The 19,748-nt window shown below is 72.9% G+C and carries 15 protein-coding genes; 2 read left to right on the plus strand and 13 right to left on the minus strand.

The annotated features are described in order from the left end of the window. Nucleotides 1-91: 91 nt before the first annotated feature. From ACIBCM_RS02020 to ACIBCM_RS02040, 5 genes are all read right to left on the minus strand, one after another. Nucleotides 92-715, minus strand: coding sequence for a GntR family transcriptional regulator (locus ACIBCM_RS02020; protein ID WP_399239809.1), 624 nt, complete (start codon nucleotides 713-715; stop codon nucleotides 92-94). An 813-nt stretch (nucleotides 716-1,528) separates the two neighbouring features. Further along, nucleotides 1,529-3,370, minus strand: coding sequence for a 2-oxoglutarate dehydrogenase, E2 component, dihydrolipoamide succinyltransferase (gene sucB / locus ACIBCM_RS02025; RefSeq protein WP_399239106.1), 1,842 nt, complete (start codon nucleotides 3,368-3,370; stop codon nucleotides 1,529-1,531). 119 nt (nucleotides 3,371-3,489) lie between these two features. Further along, nucleotides 3,490-4,878, minus strand: a complete 1,389-nt coding sequence (lpdA, locus tag ACIBCM_RS02030) for a dihydrolipoyl dehydrogenase (RefSeq protein ID WP_399239108.1) — start codon at nucleotides 4,876-4,878, stop codon at nucleotides 3,490-3,492. A 395-nt stretch (nucleotides 4,879-5,273) separates the two neighbouring features. Next, the gene (locus tag ACIBCM_RS02035; RefSeq protein WP_399239110.1) at nucleotides 5,274-6,809 is read right to left on the minus strand and encodes a leucyl aminopeptidase; all 1,536 of its coding nucleotides are present in this window, start codon (nucleotides 6,807-6,809) and stop codon (nucleotides 5,274-5,276) included. A 375-nt stretch (nucleotides 6,810-7,184) separates the two neighbouring features. After that, the gene (locus ACIBCM_RS02040; protein ID WP_399239811.1) at nucleotides 7,185-8,039 is read right to left on the minus strand and encodes an adenosylcobinamide-GDP ribazoletransferase; all 855 of its coding nucleotides are present in this window, start codon (nucleotides 8,037-8,039) and stop codon (nucleotides 7,185-7,187) included. A gap of 36 nt (nucleotides 8,040-8,075) precedes the next feature. Here ACIBCM_RS02040 and ACIBCM_RS02045 point away from each other — a divergent pair, with 36 nt between their 5' ends. Next, nucleotides 8,076-8,834, plus strand: coding sequence for a hypothetical protein (locus tag ACIBCM_RS02045; RefSeq protein WP_399239112.1), 759 nt, complete (start codon nucleotides 8,076-8,078; stop codon nucleotides 8,832-8,834). On the opposite strand, the gene ACIBCM_RS02050 is transcribed toward ACIBCM_RS02045, so the two are convergent. From ACIBCM_RS02050 to ACIBCM_RS02065, 4 genes are all read right to left on the minus strand, one after another. Continuing rightward, entirely contained in the window at nucleotides 8,780-9,478 is a 699-nt protein-coding gene (locus ACIBCM_RS02050; RefSeq protein ID WP_399239813.1) for a hypothetical protein, read from the minus strand. The two genes, ACIBCM_RS02045 and ACIBCM_RS02050, sit on opposite strands and share 55 nt — an antisense overlap. Before the next feature lie 5 nt (nucleotides 9,479-9,483). Then, the gene (locus tag ACIBCM_RS02055; RefSeq protein WP_399239114.1) at nucleotides 9,484-11,277 is read right to left on the minus strand and encodes a phosphatidylglycerol lysyltransferase domain-containing protein; all 1,794 of its coding nucleotides are present in this window, start codon (nucleotides 11,275-11,277) and stop codon (nucleotides 9,484-9,486) included. A gap of 92 nt (nucleotides 11,278-11,369) precedes the next feature. Beyond that, nucleotides 11,370-12,464, minus strand: a complete 1,095-nt coding sequence (gene cobT / locus ACIBCM_RS02060) for a nicotinate-nucleotide--dimethylbenzimidazole phosphoribosyltransferase (protein WP_399239116.1) — start codon at nucleotides 12,462-12,464, stop codon at nucleotides 11,370-11,372. Between the two features lie 29 nt (nucleotides 12,465-12,493). Next, entirely contained in the window at nucleotides 12,494-13,693 is a 1,200-nt protein-coding gene (locus tag ACIBCM_RS02065; protein WP_399239118.1) for a bifunctional adenosylcobinamide kinase/adenosylcobinamide-phosphate guanylyltransferase, read from the minus strand. A gap of 90 nt (nucleotides 13,694-13,783) precedes the next feature. Here ACIBCM_RS02065 and ACIBCM_RS02070 point away from each other — a divergent pair, with 90 nt between their 5' ends. Further along, nucleotides 13,784-13,987 carry a hypothetical protein gene (locus ACIBCM_RS02070; RefSeq protein WP_399239120.1) on the plus strand — a complete coding sequence of 68 codons (204 nt, stop codon included), beginning with the start codon at nucleotides 13,784-13,786 and terminating at the stop codon, nucleotides 13,985-13,987. A gap of 625 nt (nucleotides 13,988-14,612) precedes the next feature. Here ACIBCM_RS02070 and ACIBCM_RS02075 read toward each other — a convergent pair. From ACIBCM_RS02075 to ACIBCM_RS02090, 4 genes are all read right to left on the minus strand, one after another. Beyond that, nucleotides 14,613-15,701 (minus strand): S1C family serine protease, encoded by a 1,089-nt coding sequence (locus ACIBCM_RS02075; RefSeq protein WP_399239122.1) that lies wholly within the window; start codon nucleotides 15,699-15,701, stop codon nucleotides 14,613-14,615. A gap of 133 nt (nucleotides 15,702-15,834) precedes the next feature. Beyond that, complete coding sequence (locus ACIBCM_RS02080; RefSeq protein WP_399239815.1) at nucleotides 15,835-17,748, minus strand: ABC transporter ATP-binding protein; 1,914 nt, start codon at nucleotides 17,746-17,748, stop codon at nucleotides 15,835-15,837. A gap of 270 nt (nucleotides 17,749-18,018) precedes the next feature. Then, nucleotides 18,019-18,762, minus strand: a complete 744-nt coding sequence (locus ACIBCM_RS02085; protein ID WP_399239123.1) for a class I SAM-dependent methyltransferase — start codon at nucleotides 18,760-18,762, stop codon at nucleotides 18,019-18,021. A gap of 44 nt (nucleotides 18,763-18,806) precedes the next feature. After that, the gene (locus ACIBCM_RS02090) at nucleotides 18,807-19,403 is read right to left on the minus strand and encodes a DUF3043 domain-containing protein (protein ID WP_399239124.1); all 597 of its coding nucleotides are present in this window, start codon (nucleotides 19,401-19,403) and stop codon (nucleotides 18,807-18,809) included. Between the last annotated feature and the right edge of the window lie 345 nt (nucleotides 19,404-19,748).

A 19,748-nucleotide genomic window follows, 5' to 3' on the forward strand; every position in this document is an offset into this window, starting at 1 on the left:
ACGCCTCGCGGGGCCAGGGGACGAGCCGGGCCGGCGGACGAGCCGGATGCGGGGGCGGCCGGTCGGCGCCGGATACGGGGGCGGACCGCCGTCACGCTCTGGGCGCGCAGCCCAGGACGTGCGCCTTGACCAGGGCGCCGATGTTCGGGTCGTGGCGGAGGAACGCCTCCACCAGGGCCTCGTGCTCCTCGGCGTACGACTGCTGCACCGTGCCCAGCCAGCGGATCGACAGCGCGGTGAAGACCTCGATGCCGAGGCCTTCCCAGGTGTGCAGCAGCACACCGTTGCCCGCCGCGCGGACCAGTTCGCGGTGGAAGGCGACCGTGTGGCGGACCTGTCCCGCCGAGTCGCCCGCGCGGTCCGCCGAGTACAGCGCCTCCACATGGGGCTGGAGCGCCGAGCAGTCCGCGGCCAGCCGGTCCGCCGCCAGCTCCGCGGCGATCTGTTCCAGGCCGGCGCGCACCGGATAGCTCTCCTCCAGGTCCGCGGCCGTGAGATTGCGTACCCGTACGCCCTTGTTGGGCACGGACTCGATCAGCCGCAGGCTCTCCAGCTCCCGCAGCGCCTCCCGTACCGGCGTCTGGGAGACCTGGAGCTCCGTCGCGATACCGCGCTCGACGATCCGTTCCCCGGGCTTCCAGCGGCCGCTGACGATCCCCTCCACGATGTGCTGGCGGATCTGCTCCCGCAGCGAGTGGACGACGGGCGGGGTCATGAGGGCTCCCGAGGGGGACAGCGCACGGATGTGGGGTGCCATTATTGCTCCCGCTCGTCCGGGTCGAGGTCCCGCGACCGTTTCGCGCACCGTCCGGCCCGGCCCCCGGCGGGCGGGATCGGGGGAGACCGGAGGTGCCGCCGGGCGGCTGACGAGGGCCCGGTGGAGATCACCCGGGAAGGCGAACGCGCGGGTGGGACCGCGCGGCACCCCCTCACCGGGAGCCCCGCCGGGCCCGGCCGGAGGGGCGGTCCCGTGCGGCGCTGCTTCTGCCTCTCCAGGTCCGCCGGTGTGTCCGCCGTCACGGGCCGGGGCCGGTGTCCGGCGGACGGGCCCCTGGGGCCGTCGCCCGTGCGCACAGGTGCCCCTGGTGGCGTACCCGTCCGAAGCGGGGTTCTTCCAGGACCGGCCTCCCGGCATGCACGCCCTCCCCGTGCCCAGGCCGCCTGCGGGGCTCCGCCCCGGACCCCGCTCCTCAAACGCCGGAGAGGCTGATTTTCCCCTGCCGGTCCCGCCCCGCAGGAACCCGCAACCTCCAGTCCCGTGCCCGGAATGCGCAATCTCCGGCTCCGCCGGCGATTGAGGCGCGGGGGCCTCGGGGGCAGCGCCCCCGACAAGGTCCCGCGCACAGCAGGAACCCGCACACCGGGCATCACCGCGCCCGCCAGGGGATCCCGCGCCCCCGACAAGGTCCCGCGCACAGCAGAACCCGCGCACCGTCGTCGGCAGTGCCGCGAAGGCTCCGGAGGAGCGGAACGCGGCGGAGCCCCCGCCCGGAAAGGGCGGGGGCTCCGGCGAGGGTGCCGTTCGGCCCTACAGGCCGAGCTCGACCTCGAACTCGCCGGCCTCCAGGATCGCCTTGACGGTCGTCAGATAGCGGGCGGCGTCGGCGCCGTCCACCAGACGGTGGTCGTAGGAGAGCGACAGATACGTCATGTCACGGACGCCGATCACGGTGCCCTCGGGCGTCTCGATGACGGCCGGGCGCTTCACCGTGGCACCGATGCCCAGGATGGCGGCCTGCGTCGGCGGCACGATGACCGTGTCGAACAGCGCACCGCGCGAACCGGTGTTGCTGACGGTGAAGGTCGCGCCCGCCAGGTCGTCCGGACGGATCTTGTTCTCCCGTACGGCACCGGCCAGCTCGGCGGTCTTCTTGGCGATACCGGCGATGTTCAGATCGCCCGCGCCCTTGATGACCGGGGTCATCAGCCCCTTCTCGGAGTCCACGGCGATGCCGATGTTCTCCGTGTCGAAGTAGGTGATGGTGCCCTCGTCGTCGTTGATCCGGGCGTTGACGACCGGGTGGGCCTTCAGCGCCTGGGCCGCCGCCTTCACGAAGAACGGCATCGGGGAGAGCTTGACGCCCTCACGGGCGGCGAAGGCGTCCTTCGCCTGGGCGCGCAGCTTCATCAGCCTGGTGATGTCGACCTCGACGACCGAGGTCAGCTGGGCCTGGCTGTGCAGCGCCTTCATCATGTTGTCGCCGATGAGCTTGCGCATACGGGTCATCTTGACCGTCTGGCCGCGCAGCGGGGACGTCTCCAGCGAGGGAGTCCTCGGGGCGGCGGGCGCCTGGGCCGCGGGGGCCGCCGGTGCCGGAGCGGCGGCCCTGGCGGCCTCCGCGGCGGCGACCACGTCCTGCTTGCGGATCCGGCCACCGACGCCGGTGCCACGCACCGAGGCCAGGTCCACGCTGTTCTCGGCGGCGAGCTTACGGACCAGGGGGGTCACATAGGCATCACCGGCGGACGGCGCGGCCGGGGCGGGCGCGGGAGCAGCCGGAGCGGCCGGAGCCGGTGCGGGCGCCGGGGGAGCCACCGGAGCGGCGGCCTGGACCGGAGCGGGCGCGGGTGCCGGTGCGGCGGGCGCGGGGGCCGGAGCAGCCGGGGCGGGGGCAGCGGGCTGCGCCGGGGGCGCGGCCGGAGCCGGAGCCGCGGCCGGAGCGGGGGCCGCCGGTGCCGCAGGAGCCGCGGGGGCGGCACCCGCCGCACCGATCACGGCCAGCTTCGCGCCCACCTCGGCGGTCTCGTCCTCGCCGACGACGATCTCCAGCAGAACGCCGGCCGCGGGGGCGGGGATCTCGGTGTCGACCTTGTCGGTGGACACCTCCAGCAGCGGCTCGTCGGCCTCGACGGACTCGCCGACCTCCTTGAGCCAGCGGGTGACGGTGCCCTCGGTGACGCTCTCGCCGAGCGCGGGGAGGACCACGTCCGTACCGGACGCGCCGCCGGCCGGAGCGGCGGCGGGCGCCGGAGCGGGCGCGGGGGCCTCGGCCACAGGTGCGGCGGCGACGGGCGCGGGAGCGGGAGCCGCAGGGGCGGGCTCCGGCTCGGCCGCGGGCGCCGGTGCGGCGACGGGTGCGGGTGCGGCGGCCTCGGCGGCGGCGGGCGCCGGAGCGGCGGCCACTCCGCCCGAGCCGTCGTCGATGATCGCCAGCTCGGCGCCGACCTCGACGGTCTCGTCCTCGGCCACCTTGATGGACGCGAGAACGCCGGCCGCGGGGGCGGGGATCTCGGTGTCGACCTTGTCGGTGGACACCTCCAGCAGCGGCTCGTCGGCCTCGACGCGCTCGCCCTCGGCCTTCAGCCAGCGGGTGACAGTGCCCTCGGTGACGCTCTCGCCGAGCGCCGGAAGGGTTACGGAAACCGACATGGTTTCAGTTGCTCCTAACGATGGGGTCTCCCCAGCTCAAGCGAAGCGGCGAGCGTGAGGAAGTGCGGAAGTGGTCGTCGCGCCCGAGAGCGCCCGAGGGCCCGGTCTGCTCAGTCTGCTCAGTCATGAGAGTGCAGCGGCTTGCCGGCCAGCGCCAGGTGCGCCTCGCCCAGCGCCTCGTTCTGCGTCGGGTGCGCGTGGATGAGCTGCGCGACCTCGGCGGGCAGAGCCTCCCAGTTGTAGATGAGCTGCGCCTCGCCGATCTGCTCGCCCATGCGGTCACCGACCATGTGGACGCCGACCACGGCACCGTCCTTGACCTGGACGAGCTTGATCTCGCCCTGGGTCTTCAGGATCCTGCTCTTGCCGTTGCCCCCGAGGTTGTACTTCAGGGCGACGACCTTGTCCGCACCGTAGATCTCCTTGGCCCTGGCCTCGGTGATGCCGACGGAGGCGACCTCGGGGTGGCAGTACGTCACCCGGGGCACCCCGTCGTAGTCGACCGGGACGGTCTTCAGACCGGCCAGCCGCTCCGCCACCAGGATGCCCTCGGCGAAGCCGACGTGCGCCAGCTGGAGCGTCGGGACGAGGTCGCCGACGGCGGAGATGGTGGGCACATTGGTCTGCATGTACTCGTCGACCAGGACATGGCCGCGTTCCATCGCGACGCCCTGCTCCTCGTACCCGAGACCGGCGGACACCGGGCCGCGGCCGACCGCGACCAGCAGCACCTCGGCCTCGAAGGTCTTGCCGTCCGCGAGGGTCACCCGGACCCCGTCCTGGGTGTACTCGGCCTTCTCGAAGAAGGTCCCCAGGTTGAACTTGATGCCGCGCTTGCGGAACGCGCGCTCAAGGAGCTTGGAGCTGTTCTCGTCCTCGGCCGGGACGAGGTGCTTCAGGCCCTCGATGACGGTGACGTCCGCGCCGAAGGACTTCCACGCGGAGGCGAACTCGACACCGATGACGCCGCCGCCCAGCACGATCGCGGACTGCGGGACGCGGTCCAGCCGCAGCGCGTGGTCGGAGGAGATGATGCGGTTGCCGTCGATCTCCAGGCCGGGCAGCGACTTCGGTACGGAGCCGGTGGCGAGGAGGATGTGACGGCCCTGGACCCGCTGGCCGTTGACGTCGACGGAGGTGGGCGACGACAGCCGGCCCGCTCCCTCGATGACCGTGATCTTGCGGGAGGCGATCAGTCCCGTGAGGCCCTTGTACAGGCCCTGGATCACGTCGTCCTTGTACTTGTGAACGGCTGCGACGTCGATGCCCTCGAAGGTCGCCCGGACACCGAACTGCTCGGACTCACGGGCCTGGTCGGCGATCTCGCCGGCGTGCAGCAGAGCCTTGGTGGGAATGCAGCCGTAGTGCAGGCAGGTGCCGCCGAGCTTGTCCTTCTCGATCAGGGCGACGTCCAGGCCCAGCTGGGCTCCGCGCAGCGCCGCAGCGTAACCGCCGCTACCGCCGCCGAGGATCACTAGGTCGAAAACGGTGCTGGCGTCGTTCGCCACGTCACGTCCTCCATGCATGTGCGCCGGTCGCCGGTTCCCCTTGACCCCGGGGACGACCGGCCTTTCGGCTGGTGTGCGGCCGATGTCTCGTCGGCCCTGTGGTGGGCCCTGTCCTGCCGAGAACCCATCTTCGCACTTGTTGGGGGAAGACGGGACGCGGGGCGGCGGTCTGACAACGTCTGATCGATCACCTCAGGGGTTACCGGTCCGTAGAACATCCGGACGTGCCGATCGATTCCGGCACGAATGTCATGTCAGCGACATTTCATCCAGAGCGAACGGTACGGCAGCACGGCCGCGGCCCCGGGTGAACGGCGCGGCGGACACCGGCCGCGGCCCCGGGCGCGTGGCCCGGGGCCGTACGGCCGCAGTCGGAGTCGGAGTCCGGAGGGGGCTCAGCCGAGGTCGCCCGAGGCCATCCGCTCGGCCAGCTTCACCAGCGTACGGACCGAGGAGCCGGTGCCGCCCTTCGGCGTGTAGCCGTACGGGGCGCTCTCGTGGAACGCCGGGCCCGCGATGTCCAGGTGCGCCCAGGTGATGCCCTCGCCCACGAACTCCTGGAGGAACAGACCGGCCACCAGCCCGCTGCCCATCCGCTCGCCCATGTTGGAGATGTCGGCGGTCGGGGAGTCCATGCCCTTGCGCAGCTCGGCGGGGAGCGGCATCGGCCAGGACTGCTCGCCGGCCTCGCCGGCGGTCTCGTGCACGGCGGTGCGGAAGGCGTCGTCGTTCGCCATGACACCGAAGGTGCGGTGGCCGAGCGCCAGCACCATCGCTCCGGTCAGGGTCGCCACGTCCACGATCGCGTCCGGCTTCTCCTCGGACGCCTTCCACAGCGCGTCCGCGAGGACGAGCCGGCCCTCGGCGTCGGTGTTGAGCACCTCGACCGTCTTGCCGCTGTACATACGCAGTACATCACCGGGGCGGGTGGCCGAACCGGACGGCATGTTCTCGGCGAGCGCGAGCCAGCAGGTGACATTGACGGGGAGGCCGAGCCGGGCGACCGCGACGACGGCGGCGAACACCGCGGCGGCGCCGCTCATGTCGCACTTCATCGTCTCGTTGTGACCGGCGGGCTTGAGGGAGATGCCGCCCGAGTCGTAGGTGATGCCCTTGCCGACCAGTGCGAGGGTCTTGGCCGCCTTGGAGTGGGTGTAGGTGAGCTTCACCAGGCGCGGCGGGTTCTGCGAGCCCTGGCCCACGCCGACGATTCCCCCGAAACCGCCCTTCACGAGCGCCTTCTCGTCCAGGACCTGGACCTTGAGGCCGTTCTCCTTGCCCGCGGCGGTGGCCACGGCCGCGAAGGCCTCGGGGGTGAGGTCGTTGGGCGGGGTGTTGATCAGATCGCGGGCGCGGTTGACCTCCTCGGTGACCGCGATCGCGCGCTCGGCCGCAGCCTTGTACGCCTTGTCGCGCGGCTTGGCGCCCAGCAGGGCGACCTCGGCGAGCGGCTGCTTGGGCCCGCCGTTCCCGGAGTCCTTCCCGCCGCCCTGGTAGGCGGTGAAGGCGTACGCGCCCAGCAGCGCGCCCTCGGCGATCGCCCCGGCGTCCTCGGCCGAGCCGATGGGCAGTGCGAACGCGGCCTTCTTCGAGCCGGCGAGCACCCGGGCGGCGGTGCCCGCGGCGCGGCGCAGCGACTCGGCCGCGTACCCGGCGGTCTTCTGGGCGTTCTCCGGCACCGGACCGAGGCCCACGCCGATGACGACGGGTGCCTTGAGGCCCGACGGGGAGGGGAGCTTGGTGGCCTCTCCCTCGGCGCCGGACGCGCCCATGGTCTCCAGTACGGACGCGAGCTTTCCGGCGAACGCCTTGTCCACGGCCTCGGCGCCCGGCGCGACCACCAGGCCCTTGGCGCCCTTCGCGACCCCGACGACAAGAGCGTCGGCGCGCAGAGTCGCCGCGCCGGCGGTGCTGAGAGTGAGAGCAGTCACGGTGGTGATTTCTCGCTTCCGTTGAGTTCCTGGGCCTGTCAGGGCCGTCGAGGGTGTGCGGCGGGTCCACGAGGCGGTCTGCCGGCATCCCGCGGGACAAAAGCCTACGCGCGGTCAGTTCCATCGCTCACGGCGGCGGCTGTTCACTCGTGGGTGGCGCCGGTTTCCCGCCGGGACCGTACGCCGTGTACGTCCGGCCGCCGTGAACCGGTGGCCGCCGTGTACGTCCGGATGCCGTGCACCCCGGACGCCGTTAACGCGTGGATGCCATGCACGCCCGGGGCGCCCTCCCGCCGCGCCGGGCGCGGGAGCCGAGGGCTTCCTCGCCGGCCGCCCGCGTACCGCGCCCACCCCGGAGCCACGGTGGTTCACGTTCTACGGCCCGAGGACCAGCACCACCAGCGCGGTCGTCGCCGCCGTCTCCGCGAGCGCCCCGAACACATCACCGGTCACCCCGCCGAAGCGCCGTACGCAGTGCCTCAGCAGCACCTGGGCCGCGGCCAGCGCGGCGAGGACCGCGAGCGCCCGGTGCACCGCGCCGTAGCCGCCGGTCACCGTGCCCGCGCCCGCGCAGACCGCCGTGACCACCGCGGCCACGGCCACCGCGGCGGGGACGGGAACGGTCTCCGCGACCGCCGCGCCGAGCCCTCCGGGGCGGGCCGCCGGTACACCGCGGCGGGCCGCCAGGGTCAGGGCGAGCCGGGCGGTGACGGCCGAGACCACCACGGCGAGGGCGCCGGAGGGCCAGCCCTCGTCGTACAGCGCGGATACGGCCACGATCTGGGCGAGCAGCGTGAACAGCAGGGTGATCACCCCGAACGGCCCGATGTCCGACCGCTTCATGACCGCCAGCGCCTGATCGGCGGGCCTGGCGCTGCCGAGCCCGTCGGCGGTGTCCGCGAGCCCGTCGAGATGGAGCCCCCGGGTGAGGACGGCGGGGACGGCGACCGTGGCCACGGCCGCGAGCGTCGCCCCCGAGCCCGCCAGCAGGAGCCCCCCGCCGACCGCGGCCGCGCACAGCCCCACGGCCAGACCGGCCAGCGGGGCGCACAGCATGCCGGCGCGCGCCGCGTCCCGGTCCCACCGGGTGACGCGGACGGGGAACACCGTCAGGGTCCCGAAGGCGAAACGGAGACCGGCCAGTTCACTCACGGGCGAAGGGTAGCCCGGCGGACCGGGCGGGCGACCCGCCGGGCGGAGGCCGTCGGCGGGCCTCACGCCGGTTTTAATTGCGCATAAGTCAGCAAATAGGGGAGTACCTGACATATGGGCAAGTGGTTCTACGACAACATCATCGAGCCGGGAAAGCTCCCGACGCTCCTCGCCCTGGCCTCCTTCGTCCTCACCTTCCTCGTCACACGGACCGTCACCCGGCTGATCCGGGCGGGCCGGGGGCCCTTCCGGAACATCACGCCCGGCGGGCTGCACATCCACCATGTGGTCCCCGGGGTGATCCTCACCGTCGTCGGGGGCTTCGGCGCGGTCGGCAGCGGACGCCAGGGGCTCGCCGCGGCCGTCTTCGCGATCATCTTCGGGATCGGCGCTGGCCTGGTGCTCGACGAGTTCGCGCTGATCGTCCATCTCCACGACGTCTACTGGACCGAGGAGGGCCGCAGAAGTGTGGAGGTCGTGGTCCTGGCCACCGCCCTCGCGGCCCTGGTCCTCGGCGGCTTCTCCCCGCTCGGCGTCAACTCGCTCTCACCCGACGAACGGCAGAACCGCGTCACGGTGATCGCCACCCTGCTGGTGAATCTCGTCCTGGTGCTGATCACCTTCGTCAAGGGCAAACCGACCATGGCCCTCATCAGCGTCCTCGTCCCGTTCGTCGCCCTCTTCGGGGCCGTACGACTCGCCCGGCCCACCTCGCCGTGGGCCCGGCGGTTCTACCGGGGCCGGCACCGGGCCCGCGCCCGGGCCGCGCTGCGCTCCTACCGGCACGACCGCCGCTGGGCCGGTCCCCGGCGAAGATTTCAGGATCTGATCGGCGGCGCGCCCGACCGGCCTTCCGTGCGCAGGAGGCGCTGAGCGGCCCGCCGCTGCCGGACCCCGGCGATCGCGCACAGCACCAGCGCCCCCGCGATCGCCGCCAGATGCTCCTTGCCCGCGAGATTGGGCTTGACGATCACCTCGACCACCATCGCCGCGATCACCAGCGCGCCCGTGAACCAGGCCCGGAAGCGCCAGCAGACGACCACGGCGAGCCCCACGACCGCGGCCGACGGTCCGGTGTCCACGATCCGCGCGTCATCGGCCGGCAGGCCGAAGGGGCCGTCGGGCCCGGCCGCGATGCCGATCCGCGCGTACAGGGTCCCCGCGAGGGTGGAGACATACGCGACGACCAGGGTCCGCAGGCGCCCCAGAGCGATCTCGGCGATACCGAACACCAGCAGGATCTGCGCCAGCGCGCCCCACACGGGAAGGTCGAGCGCGGGCACGAACAGCGACAGGGGAGTACGCAGCAGGGCGAGCCACAGCGGGTCCTCGGCCCGGACGAAGCCGACGCCGCGGACGAAGCCGTAGCCCCAGCCCTGGTTCTGGGTGAGCTGGAAGAGGGCGGTGAGGCAGACCGCCGCCAGCGTCATCGGCACCGCCCGCCACCCGCGTTCGGCCAGGGCCGTCCGCAGTACCGCGTACAGAGGCCCCCACTCGCGCCGCGCGAAGGCGCTCAGGGTGGTCACCGCCTGGTCTCCAGATGCCTGCGGTGCAGCCACTTGGGCAGTCCGGGGGCCTCCAGGAAGCCCTCGGCGCGCCCGGCCGCGAGGCCGATGCGCAGCAGATCGGCGCTCTTCTCGAAGAGCAGGAAGCGGGGCTCCCAGATGGGCCGGTACTTGGCGTTGGCGCGGTAGAGCGACTCGATCTGCCACCAGCGGGAGAAGAACGTCAGCAGGGAGCGCCACAGCCGCAGCACCGGGCCCGCGCCGAGCCGGGAGCCGCGCTCGAAGACGGACCGGAACATCGCGAAGTTCAGCGACACCTGCCGGATGCCGATATCCGCCGCGCGCTCCAGGAGTTCGATGACCATGAACTCCATCAGGCCGTTCTCGGAGTCGCGGTCACGGCGCATCAGATCGAGCGAGAGCCCCTTGGGCCCCCAGGGGACAAAGCTCAGCACCGCCCGCAGCTCGCCCTCGCCGTCGGTGCATTCGAGCATCACGCACCGGCCGTCGCCCGGATCGCCGAGCCGGCCGAGCGCCATGGAGAAGCCGCGCTCGGTGGCCCCGTCGCGCCAGTCGTCGGCGCGCCGCAGCAGCCGGTCCATCTCGTCGGACGGGATCTCCTCGTGACGGCGGATCCGCACCTCGTAGCCGGCCCGCCGCACCCGGTTGTACGCCTGGCGCACGGTCCGCATGGCGCGCCCCTCCAGGGTGAAGTCGGCGGTCTCGACGATTGCCTCGTCACCCAGTTCCAGGGCGTCCAGCCCATGCCGGGCGTAGATCGTCCCGGCCTCCTCGCTCGCGCCCATGACCGCGGGGATCCAGCCGTGTTCCCGGGCCTGGGCGAGCCAGGGTTCGATCGCGCCGGGCCAGGCCTCGGGGTCGCCGATGGGGTCGCCGGAGGCCAGGCAGACCCCGCCGACGACCCGGTAGGCGACGGCCGCCTTGCCGGTGGGGGACCAGACGACACTCTTCTCCCGGCGCAGCGCGAAGTAGCCGAGCGAGTCGCGGTCGCCCTGGCGCTGGAGCAGTACCCGCAGCCGTTCCTCGTCGTCCTCGGTGAGCGGGTCGACGGCCCGGCGGGAGCGGAAGGCCGCGTACAGCACGGCGAGCAGCAGCAGGGTGGACAGGACGTTGATGACGACGTCGACCCAGCCGGGGGTGCTGATGCCCGAGTGGCCGGAGTCGTCGGCGGCCAGGGTGACCAGCCGCATCGCCACATAGCGCCAGCGCTCCGGGAACGTGGAGCCGGAGCCTGCCGTGTTGGTGGCGGCGACGAGGAAGGTGGCGGCCAGCGAGGTGACCAGCAGCCCTCCGGCGGCGACGGCCGCGGCCAGCCTGGGATTGGAGCGGTCCCCCTTCGCGTAGAACTCCCGCCGGCCCAGCGCCAGCACGGCCGTGAACGCGGCGGACAGCGCGAACGACACCCAGTTCTGGAGATGCGACCGCACCTCCGGGTCCAGGCCGAGGGCGAGGCCGAAGAGCAGCAGGAAGAGCCCGCCCAGTACGGCGTTGAGGATCCACGCGGCCCGTTTGCGGCGGCGCATGGTGATCGCGAGGAAGAGCGTGAAGGCGCCGGAGGCGAAGCCCGCGGTCAGCAGATACGGGGTGAAGTAGCTGTCGACGTTGTGACGGCGGATGTCCTGCCCGAACGAGACCCATACGGCGCTCAGCAGGTTGATGAAGGTCACCGCCCGCAGATACCAGACCGCGAAGGCGGCGGCCCGCCGTGAGCGGGGTGTGCGGTGACTCGTGCCAGTGATCGTCGTGCGGCTTGTCGCTTCGCCAGTGCTGGTCAAACGGACCTCTCCCATGAAAAGCGATCATATGGGGCATCGCAGGCCATGGTGGGCGAGGGAACGGCCGTCGTGGTCAGTGGCGGCCGCACCCGGCGCGTCAGGGCGCGTCAGTCCGTGTCGCTCTCCGCCTCCGCGGGTTCCGGTCGCTTCTCCGGTTCCTCGCGTTCCGGCAGCTCCGCCGCGAGCGCGGCGGCCGCCTGGACGAGGGGAAGGGCCAGCAGTGCTCCGGTTCCTTCCCCCACAGTGACGCCCTGGTCCAGCAGCGGGTTGAGCGCCATCCGGTCCAGCGCCCTGGCCTGGGCGGGCTCACCGCTGAGATGACCGGCCAGCCACCAGTCCGGCGCGCGGAACGCCGCCCGCTGCCCCACCAGGGCACAGGCCGCCGATACGACCCCGTCCAGGATCACCGGCATCCGGCGCACCGCGCTCTGGAGGAGGAACCCGGTCGTCGCCGCGAGGTCCGCTCCCCCCACCGCCGCCAGCAGCTCCAACTGGTCGCCCAGCACCGGCCGCGCCCGCCGCAGCGCGTCCCGGACCGCCGCGCACTTGCGCATCCACGCCAGATCGTCGATGCCCGCGCCACCGCGGCCGGTGACCACCGAGGCGTCCGTACCGCACAGCGCCGCGATCAGTGTGGACGCGGGCGTGGTGCCGCCGACGCTGAGGTCCCCGAGCACCACCAGATCCGTGCCCGCGTCGGCCTCCTCGTCCGCCACGGCCATGCCCAGACGTACGGCGGCCTCCGCCTCGTCCGCCGTCAGCGCGTCCTCGATGTCGATACGGCCGCTGCCGCGCCGCACCCGGTGGCGTACCACGTCCTGCGGCAACAGGCCCGGATCGCAGTCGAGTCCGGCGTCGACGATCCGCACCGGCACCCCCGTCCGGCGGGCCAGCACGGAGACCGGGCTCGCACCCTCCAGCACCCCGCGCACCAGCAGATGGGCCGAGCCGGGCTCCCGCCCGGACACCCCCAGACCGGCCACCCCGTGGTCGGCGGCGAACAGCACCACGCGCGGACGCTCGACGGGCTTCACCGGCACGGACGCCTGCGCGGCCGAGAGCCATTCGCCCAGCTCGTCCAGGCGGCCCAGGGAACCGGGCGGGACGATCAGCCGCTCCCTGCGCTCCTCGGCGTCACGCCTGACGCCACCGTCGGGACGCTCGATCAGATCGGAGAAGTCATCGAGATTCAGCCTGCTCATTCGCTGAACAGTACCGGCTGGACGGAACGTCAGGACCGCAGGACCTGGGCCTGGCCCGCGACCACCAGCAGCACCTGTTCGCACTCCGCGGCGAACGCCGCGTTGAGCCGTCCCAGCTCGTCCCGGAACCGCCGCCCCGAGGCCGTCGCCGGGACCACACCCGACCCGGCCTCATTGGTCACCGCCACCACCGTGCGCGGAGTCTCGCGCACCGCCGTGACCAGTTCGGCGACCCGTTCGCGCAGCGCGCGCTCGCCGTCCGCCCGCCAGACCGCGTCGTCCCACGCCCCCACCCGGTCCATCGCGTCCGTCAGCCACAGCGACAGACAGTCGATCAGCAGTGCCGGGCCGTCCTCCGCCAGCAGCGGCACCAGATCGCAGGTCTCCTCGGTACGCCAGGACCCCGGGCGGCGCTCCCGGTGCAGGGCGATCCGCTCGGCCCACTCGGCATCGCCCTCCCGGGCGCCGCCGGTGGCGATGTACAGCACCTCCGGGAAGGACTCCAGCCGCCGTTCGGCCTCCATGGACTTGCCCGAGCGCGCGCCCCCGGTGACCAGGGTCCGGCGCGGTACGTCCGGCACCGCGTGGTACTCCCCGACGATCAGCGTCGTCCCGTCGGGCACCGCGCGCGCCCCTGCCGCCGCCAGCCTGCGGTCCAGCTCGGGACCGCCCGGAACGTCGTGGTCGAGATGGACGGCGATCACATCGGTCGTCGCCCCGGCCGCCCCGGCCGCCCGCAGCCGTGCGATCGCGTCCGGCCGCCCCACGACGTCCGCGACGACCATCTCGTACGCGGCCAGCCCCTCCGCCAGGCCGGCCGGAGCGGCGCCCGGCGGCAGATACAGCAGCCGGTCGCCGTCGGGCGAGGTCACCTCGTACCCCGTACCGGGGTGGTCCATCGGCACCGCGCGCACCCGGTGGCCGCTGATCAGCGTCAGCACCCGACCGTCGGGGACGCGCCCCGCCGGGGGCAGCCCGGCGGGCAGCTCCACCGCCGGACCGTTGTGAGGGTGCGTCAGCAGTACCTGCCGTACGCCCACGAGCGAATGCCCCGCCCTCGCGGCGGCCAGCGCCGCCCCGGGGGTGAGATCGAGCAGCAGCGCACCGTCGACGAGCAGCGCTGTCGCGGCCCGCGCGCGGGGCCCCCGGGCGAGGGCGCAGACGGCGCAGGGACAGTCGGACCGGGGCAGCCCGGCGGGTGCGCCGGTACCGAGCAAGGTGAGTTCCACTCCTCGATCCTCCCGCGTCCCCCCGCCCGCTGCGCGCCCGGATACGCTGCGGGCAGGACGGAGATCACCGAAGGTCCCTGGGAGGCGCACATGGCATGGACGTGGCGATTCGAGAAGTCCGACGGAACGGAGGTCCAGCCGGCGGTCGAGCCGGACGAGTTCACGACCCAGGGCGATGCGGAGTCGTGGATCGGCGAGTACTGGAAAGAACTCCGTGACGGTGGTGCGGACCAGGTGTTCCTCTCCGAGGACTCCACCAGGATCTACGGCCCGATGAGCCTCCACGCGGAGTGAGCCCCGGCCGGGGCGGTGTCCCGCTCGGCGCGGGAGTTCGGCGGCGGGGGTTGCTCGTCGGCCCCGGGCCCCTGGGGGCGGAACCCGGTCGGCCCGGGGCTCCTGTCGTCCGGGTCCCCGTCTGCTCGGGGACCCCGCGGGTTCTCCGGGTGCTGTTTCCCCGCCCGGGGCTCTGCCGTGGTCGGCGGGGCTCCCGGTTCCGTAGCCCCGGCCCGGTGGTCAGGTACGGCCTGCGGCCGTGTCCTCAGGCGCCGGACGGGCTGGGTTCCCCGGGGCGGGGCGGGGTTTTCTCGGGTGTGGGTTACCCGGGCTGGGGGGACTTCCGTGCCGGGGGCGTGCGGCGGGCTTGGAATCAGCGTCCTGGACCCGCCCCGGTTCTGTCTCCCCGGCCGGGTTCTGTCTCCCCGGCCCGGTGGGAGGTACGGCCTGCGGCTGTGTCCTCAAGCGCCGGACGGGCTGGGAGACCCCCGCCCCGGTCGTGTAACCGGGCCCCGGGGTGGTCAGGCACGGCCCGCGGCCGTGTCCCCGAAAGCCGGACGGGCTGGGGAACCCCGCCCCGATTGCGTAACCCGGCCCCGGTGGTCAGGCAGAGATTGCGGACGCACCGGGCGGCTGGGGGAGATCCCTAGATCTCGCCCAGCGTGACGTCCGCGGTTCTGCGCTCGCCCTCGCGGGTGTACACCACCTTCACCTTGTCGCCGGGACTGTACGAGGCCAGCGCCTCCGCGAGCGAGGTGATCGTCGTGATCGGCGCGGAGCCCACCCTGGTGATGATGTCCCCCGGCTGAAGGCCCGCCTTGTCCGCCGGGCCGCCCGGCTCCACGTCGACGACCGCGGCACCCGACGGCTGGTAGTTGTCGTCGACGACCGTACGGGCCGTGATCCCGAGCGCCGCCCGGCCCGAGTCCGTGACCTTGCCGGTCTTGATGATCTGGTCCGCGACCGTCTTCACCATCGAGACGGGGATCGCGAAACCGATCCCCGGCGCCGCGCTGTTGCCCAGCTGCGGATCCGTCGCCGCGAGGGTCGGGATACCGATGACCTCGCTGTCCAGATTGACCAGCGCGCCCCCGCTGTTGCCCGGGTTGATCGCCGCCGAGGTCTGCACCATATTGCCGATCGTCGCTCCCGTGCCCCCGCCCTGGGTGCTCTCGGTGACCGTGCGGCCGAGGCCCGAGACGATGCCCTGGGTGACGCTGCTGGACAGACCGAGCGGTGAGCCCATGGCGAGCACGATCTGGCCCACTTCCACCGTCGCCGAGTTGCCGAACCGCGCCGGTTTCAGCCCCGCCGGGACCCGGTCCAGTCTGAGGACCGCCAGATCCTGCTGCGGATAGGAGGAGACCAGCTTGGCGGGCAGCGGTTCCTCCCCGGTCGCGATCGTGACCAGGAAACTCTTGGACTCGTCGACCACATGCGCGTTGGTGATCACATGGCCCTGGCCGTCGTAGACGATGCCCGAGCCGAGGCTGTCGCCCGCCTCGATCTGGACGACCGACGGCAGCACATTCCTGATCACGGTCTCGTAGGCGTTCTGGAGCTCATTGCTCGCCTTGGGGACGACCGCCCGTGTGGAACTCTCCGGCGCGGTGGCCTCCGAGCCGGAGGAACAGCCGCCGATCAGTGCGGTGGCGGATACCGCGGCGGAGAGCGGCAGCAGCAGCCGACGTATGCGGCGGGAGATGCGGGAGGGGTGCTGGGGGAGTCCATCCATAGGAGGAGTGTCCCTTTTGTCCTTTCGGGGCGGCCCGTGGTACGCCTCCGATCAGGTGGTACCCCACCCGAGGGGCGGCCCACCCGTCGGGCCGCGGCTCCACGAGGCGCCCCCGGCCTGGGCACCTGGGCAGCTACTCCGCCTCCGCTCGCGTCACCCCTGCCCCGATCTCGACCCCGACTCCGGCCGTCTCCGTCCCGGCCGCGTCCGCCCCGGCCGTGCCCGCCACCGGTGTTCCCGGCCCCACCGCCCCGGGCTCCGACGCCAGGAACTGCGTCGCCGCCAGCTCCCCGTACAGCGGATCCCCGGCCACCAGCTCGGCGTGCGTCCCCACCGCCCGTACCCTCCCCGCGTCCATGACCACGATCCGGTCCGCCAGCGTGACCGTGGACAGCCGGTGCGCCACCACCAGGACGGTCACCTCCCGGGACACCTCGGCCACCACATCCCGCAGCGCCATCTCATTGACCGCGTCGAGCTGCGAGGTCGCCTCGTCCAGCAGCAGCAGCCGCGGCCTGCGCAGCAGCGCCCGCGCGATCGCCACCCGCTGGCGCTCCCCGCCCGACAGCTTGGAGCCCCGGTGGCCGACCACGGTCTCCAGGCCGTCGGGCAGCCGGTCCACGAGCGCGTCCAGCCGGGCCCGTACGAGAACGTCCCGGATCTCGTCGTCGCTCACCCCGGGCGCGGCGAAGACCAGGTTCTCCCGCAGGGTCCCGGCCAGCACGGGCGCGTCCTGCTCGACATAGCCGATCCCGGCGCGCAGCTCGGCCAGGGGCCAGTCGCGCACATCCCGCCCGTCGACGAGGATCCGGCCGCCGTCCGCCTCGTAGAACCGCTCGATCAGACCGAACACCGTCGTCTTGCCCGCCCCCGAGGGGCCCACGAACGCGGTCATGCCCGGTCCGGGTACGGAGAAGGTGACACCGTGGTGGACATACGGGAGGTCCTCCCGGTAGCGGAAGGTCACCTCCTCGAAGGCCACCGACGAGGCCCCGTCCACGGGCGGTACCACCGTGCCCGGCTCCCCGTCCGCCGCCCGCTCGCCGGCCGGCCGGTCCGTCTCCGGATGCTCGGTCTCCAGCCTCTCCGCCTCCACGATCCGCGCGATCGCCGCCGAACCCACCTGGTACTGCGTGGCCGCCTCCACCAGCTTCGACACCGGGTCGATCAGATAGAAGAGGAAGAGCAGGAACGCCACCAGCGTCGAGACCGAGATCGCGCCGGACGCCACCCGGGCCCCGCCGATGCCCAGCACCGCCAGGAACGACACCTGGACCGCGAGCCCCACCGACGACCAGGCCACGGACTGCCACTTCGCCGACCGGACGCCGTGCCGCCACGCCTCCCGCGCCGCCGCGGCCACGAGGGCCGTCTCACGCTCCTCGGCACCGGACGCCTTCACCGTGCGGAACGCCCCGAACGCCCGCTCCAGCACCGTGGAGATCTCGCCGACGGCCGCCTGCGCCCGCTGGGTGGACCGCGAGATCTGCGGCATGACCAGGGCGACACAGCCGCCGATCAGCACGATCACCCCGAGCGTGACACCGAGGAGAACCGCGTCCATCAGCCCCATCAGTACGATCGTGGCCACGAAGGCGAGCCCGCCGGTGACCGCGGAGACGAGCGACTGGGTGGTCACCGCCTTCAGCAGGGTGGTGTCGGACGTGACCCGGGACATCAGATCGCCCGGCTGGGTCCGCTCCACCTCCGGCAGCCGCAGCCGCAGCAGCCGCCCGATCAGGCTCCGGCGCGCGGCCAGCACCACGGACTCGGCGGTGCGCTCCAGGATGTACGCGCCCACCGCCTCGATCGCCGTGCCGATCACCACCAGAACCGTGAGCAGGACCAGCACCCCGGTGATCGAGCTGTCCTCGCCGAGCCGCTCCACCAGGGACTTCGCGGCGAGCGGCTGGGCGAGCCCGGCGACCGTGCCGACCAGGGCCAGCGACGCGCCGAGCAGGACGGTCCAGCGGTGCGGCCGGAAGTGCGTGTACAGGGCGCGCCAGGTCTCCCGGGCGGGGAGTTTGCGCGTGGAGTCCGGGGACAGCTGCGTCGAGCCCCCGGCCGGGGGCCCCGCCGGGCCGCCGCCCGCACCGGGCACGGGGTGACCGGCGCCGGTGGACCCGGGGTCGTCATTTCGGGTGGTCTTCGCGGTGCTCACTTGAATGAGGACGCATCAGGGGCTCCGCTGCCTGAGCGGCCGGGAAAACCCGAGAATCGCGGGAAAACCGGGAAACCCCGAAAACACGGTCCGCCGCCGCCGCTCCGGGCGCGGTGTGCCCGTACCGCCGACTGTCCGGCCGGCCGGGGCGCGGTCTCAGCCGCGTACGCCGCACAGATGCAGCAGCGCGGCCACCCTGCGGTAGGGCTCCGTGCGTCCCGCCCGGTCCTCGGCGGTGAGCAGCCGTTCCAGCTCGTCCGCGGCCGGGATGACGGTGTCGGCGCCCCAGTCGGTGAAGACCTGGACGCCGTACCAGGCGTGCAGGGGCGCGGCGATCCCCGCGAGCGTCGAGGTCAGCGCGTCGAGCCGGTCGGCCCGCAGGGGTACGCCCCCGCCGTCGGAGTACAGGTCCGACTCCAGGGCGGCCAGCGTCCCGCTCCAGTCCCCGGCGAGCCCCGGGCCCATGGCGAGCGCGTCCGCGTTGCGTACGAGCAGGGACAGCAGCCCGCCCGGTGCCAGCATCCTGGCGAGACCGGCGAGCATCGCGTCCGGCTCCGGCGAGGACATCAGGACCCCGTGGCAGAGGACCACGTCGAAGCTGCCCGGCAGGAAGTGCACCCCGGTCTCGTGGCCGTCGCCCTCCAGCAGCCGCACCCGCTCGCGGATGCCGGCGGGCTCGGTCGACAGCGACTCCTGGGCGGCCCGCAGCAGTACGGGGTCGGATTCCAGGCCGGTGATCGTGTGTCCCGCGCGGGCCAGCCGCAGCGCCTGGGCGCCCCGGCCCATGCCGACGTCGAGTATCCGCAGGCGCTGCCCGACCGGGTAGCGGGCCGCTATCTGCTCGTCGAGCTGCCGGGCCAGCAGCTCCTGGCGGACGGTGTCGCGCAGCCCTCCGGGCACGACGGGACCACCCGGGGCGTCCGCGACACCGGGGGCCTCAGTGCTCAGGGTCGCTCTCCGCGCTTGACCTGCGGCTTCGGCAGACGGAGCCGGCGCATCTGAAGCGTACGCATCAGACCGTAGGCGACCGCGCCGCGCTTGGGCTCATCGGGGAAGCGCTCCCGCAGCTGCTTCTTCAGCCGCATCGCCAGACCGGCCGAGTCCACCAGGATCATCACGATCACGCCGAGCCAGAGCAGCAGCGCGATGTTCTGGAGCTGGCCGACGCGGACCATGCTCGCGATGAGGATGACCACGGCCATCGGCAGGAAGAACTCGGCGACGCAGAAGCGCGAGTCGACGAAGTCACGGACGAAGCGGCGCACGGGACCCTTGTCACGGACGGGCAGATACCGCTCGTCACCGCTGGCGAGGGCCTCGCGCTGGCGCGCCAGATCCGCGCGCCTGGCCTCCCGCTGGCGCTTCATCGCCGCCTTGCGGTCGAGCGGCGTCGTGGCGGCACGGCGGCGCTGGCTCTGGGCCTCACTCCGCTTGGGAGTGGGGCGGCCCTTCGGGGCCTCGGGGTCGCGGGGATGCTGGGAGGAGTCCGCCGTCACCTGGTCGGTGGGGGACTTCTCCGTCTTGGCACGGCTACGGAACACAAAACCCAAGGGTAAGGGGTGGCGTGCATGGACCCAACGCCGGAGGGGAACGATCCGGCAACACCGTACGTCTGCCAGGGGAGAGAGGAACGGCGCGGGACGGGGGCCTTCGGGCCCGCGTCAGGACCCCGGCCGCGGTGGCCCCGGCGGGCCGGTGCGGACGGTCTCCCGGGTGATGTCCCCTACGGTCATCTACTCCTTGCGCCGGATCGGAAGCAGTCCGCAGTCGTCCTTGGGGAGGAGCGCATCCGCGCTCGAACAGTGCGGTAATGGATGCAGGGCCCGTACTGTGGGTTCTGTTGGAGTGCTGGAGCCGTAGTCCGTCATGAAGGGGGCGCGCGAAGC

Origin of the sequence: Streptomyces sp. NPDC051018 (assembly GCF_044456085.1) — a bacterium.
Lineage (GTDB): Bacteria > Actinomycetota > Actinomycetes > Streptomycetales > Streptomycetaceae > Streptomyces.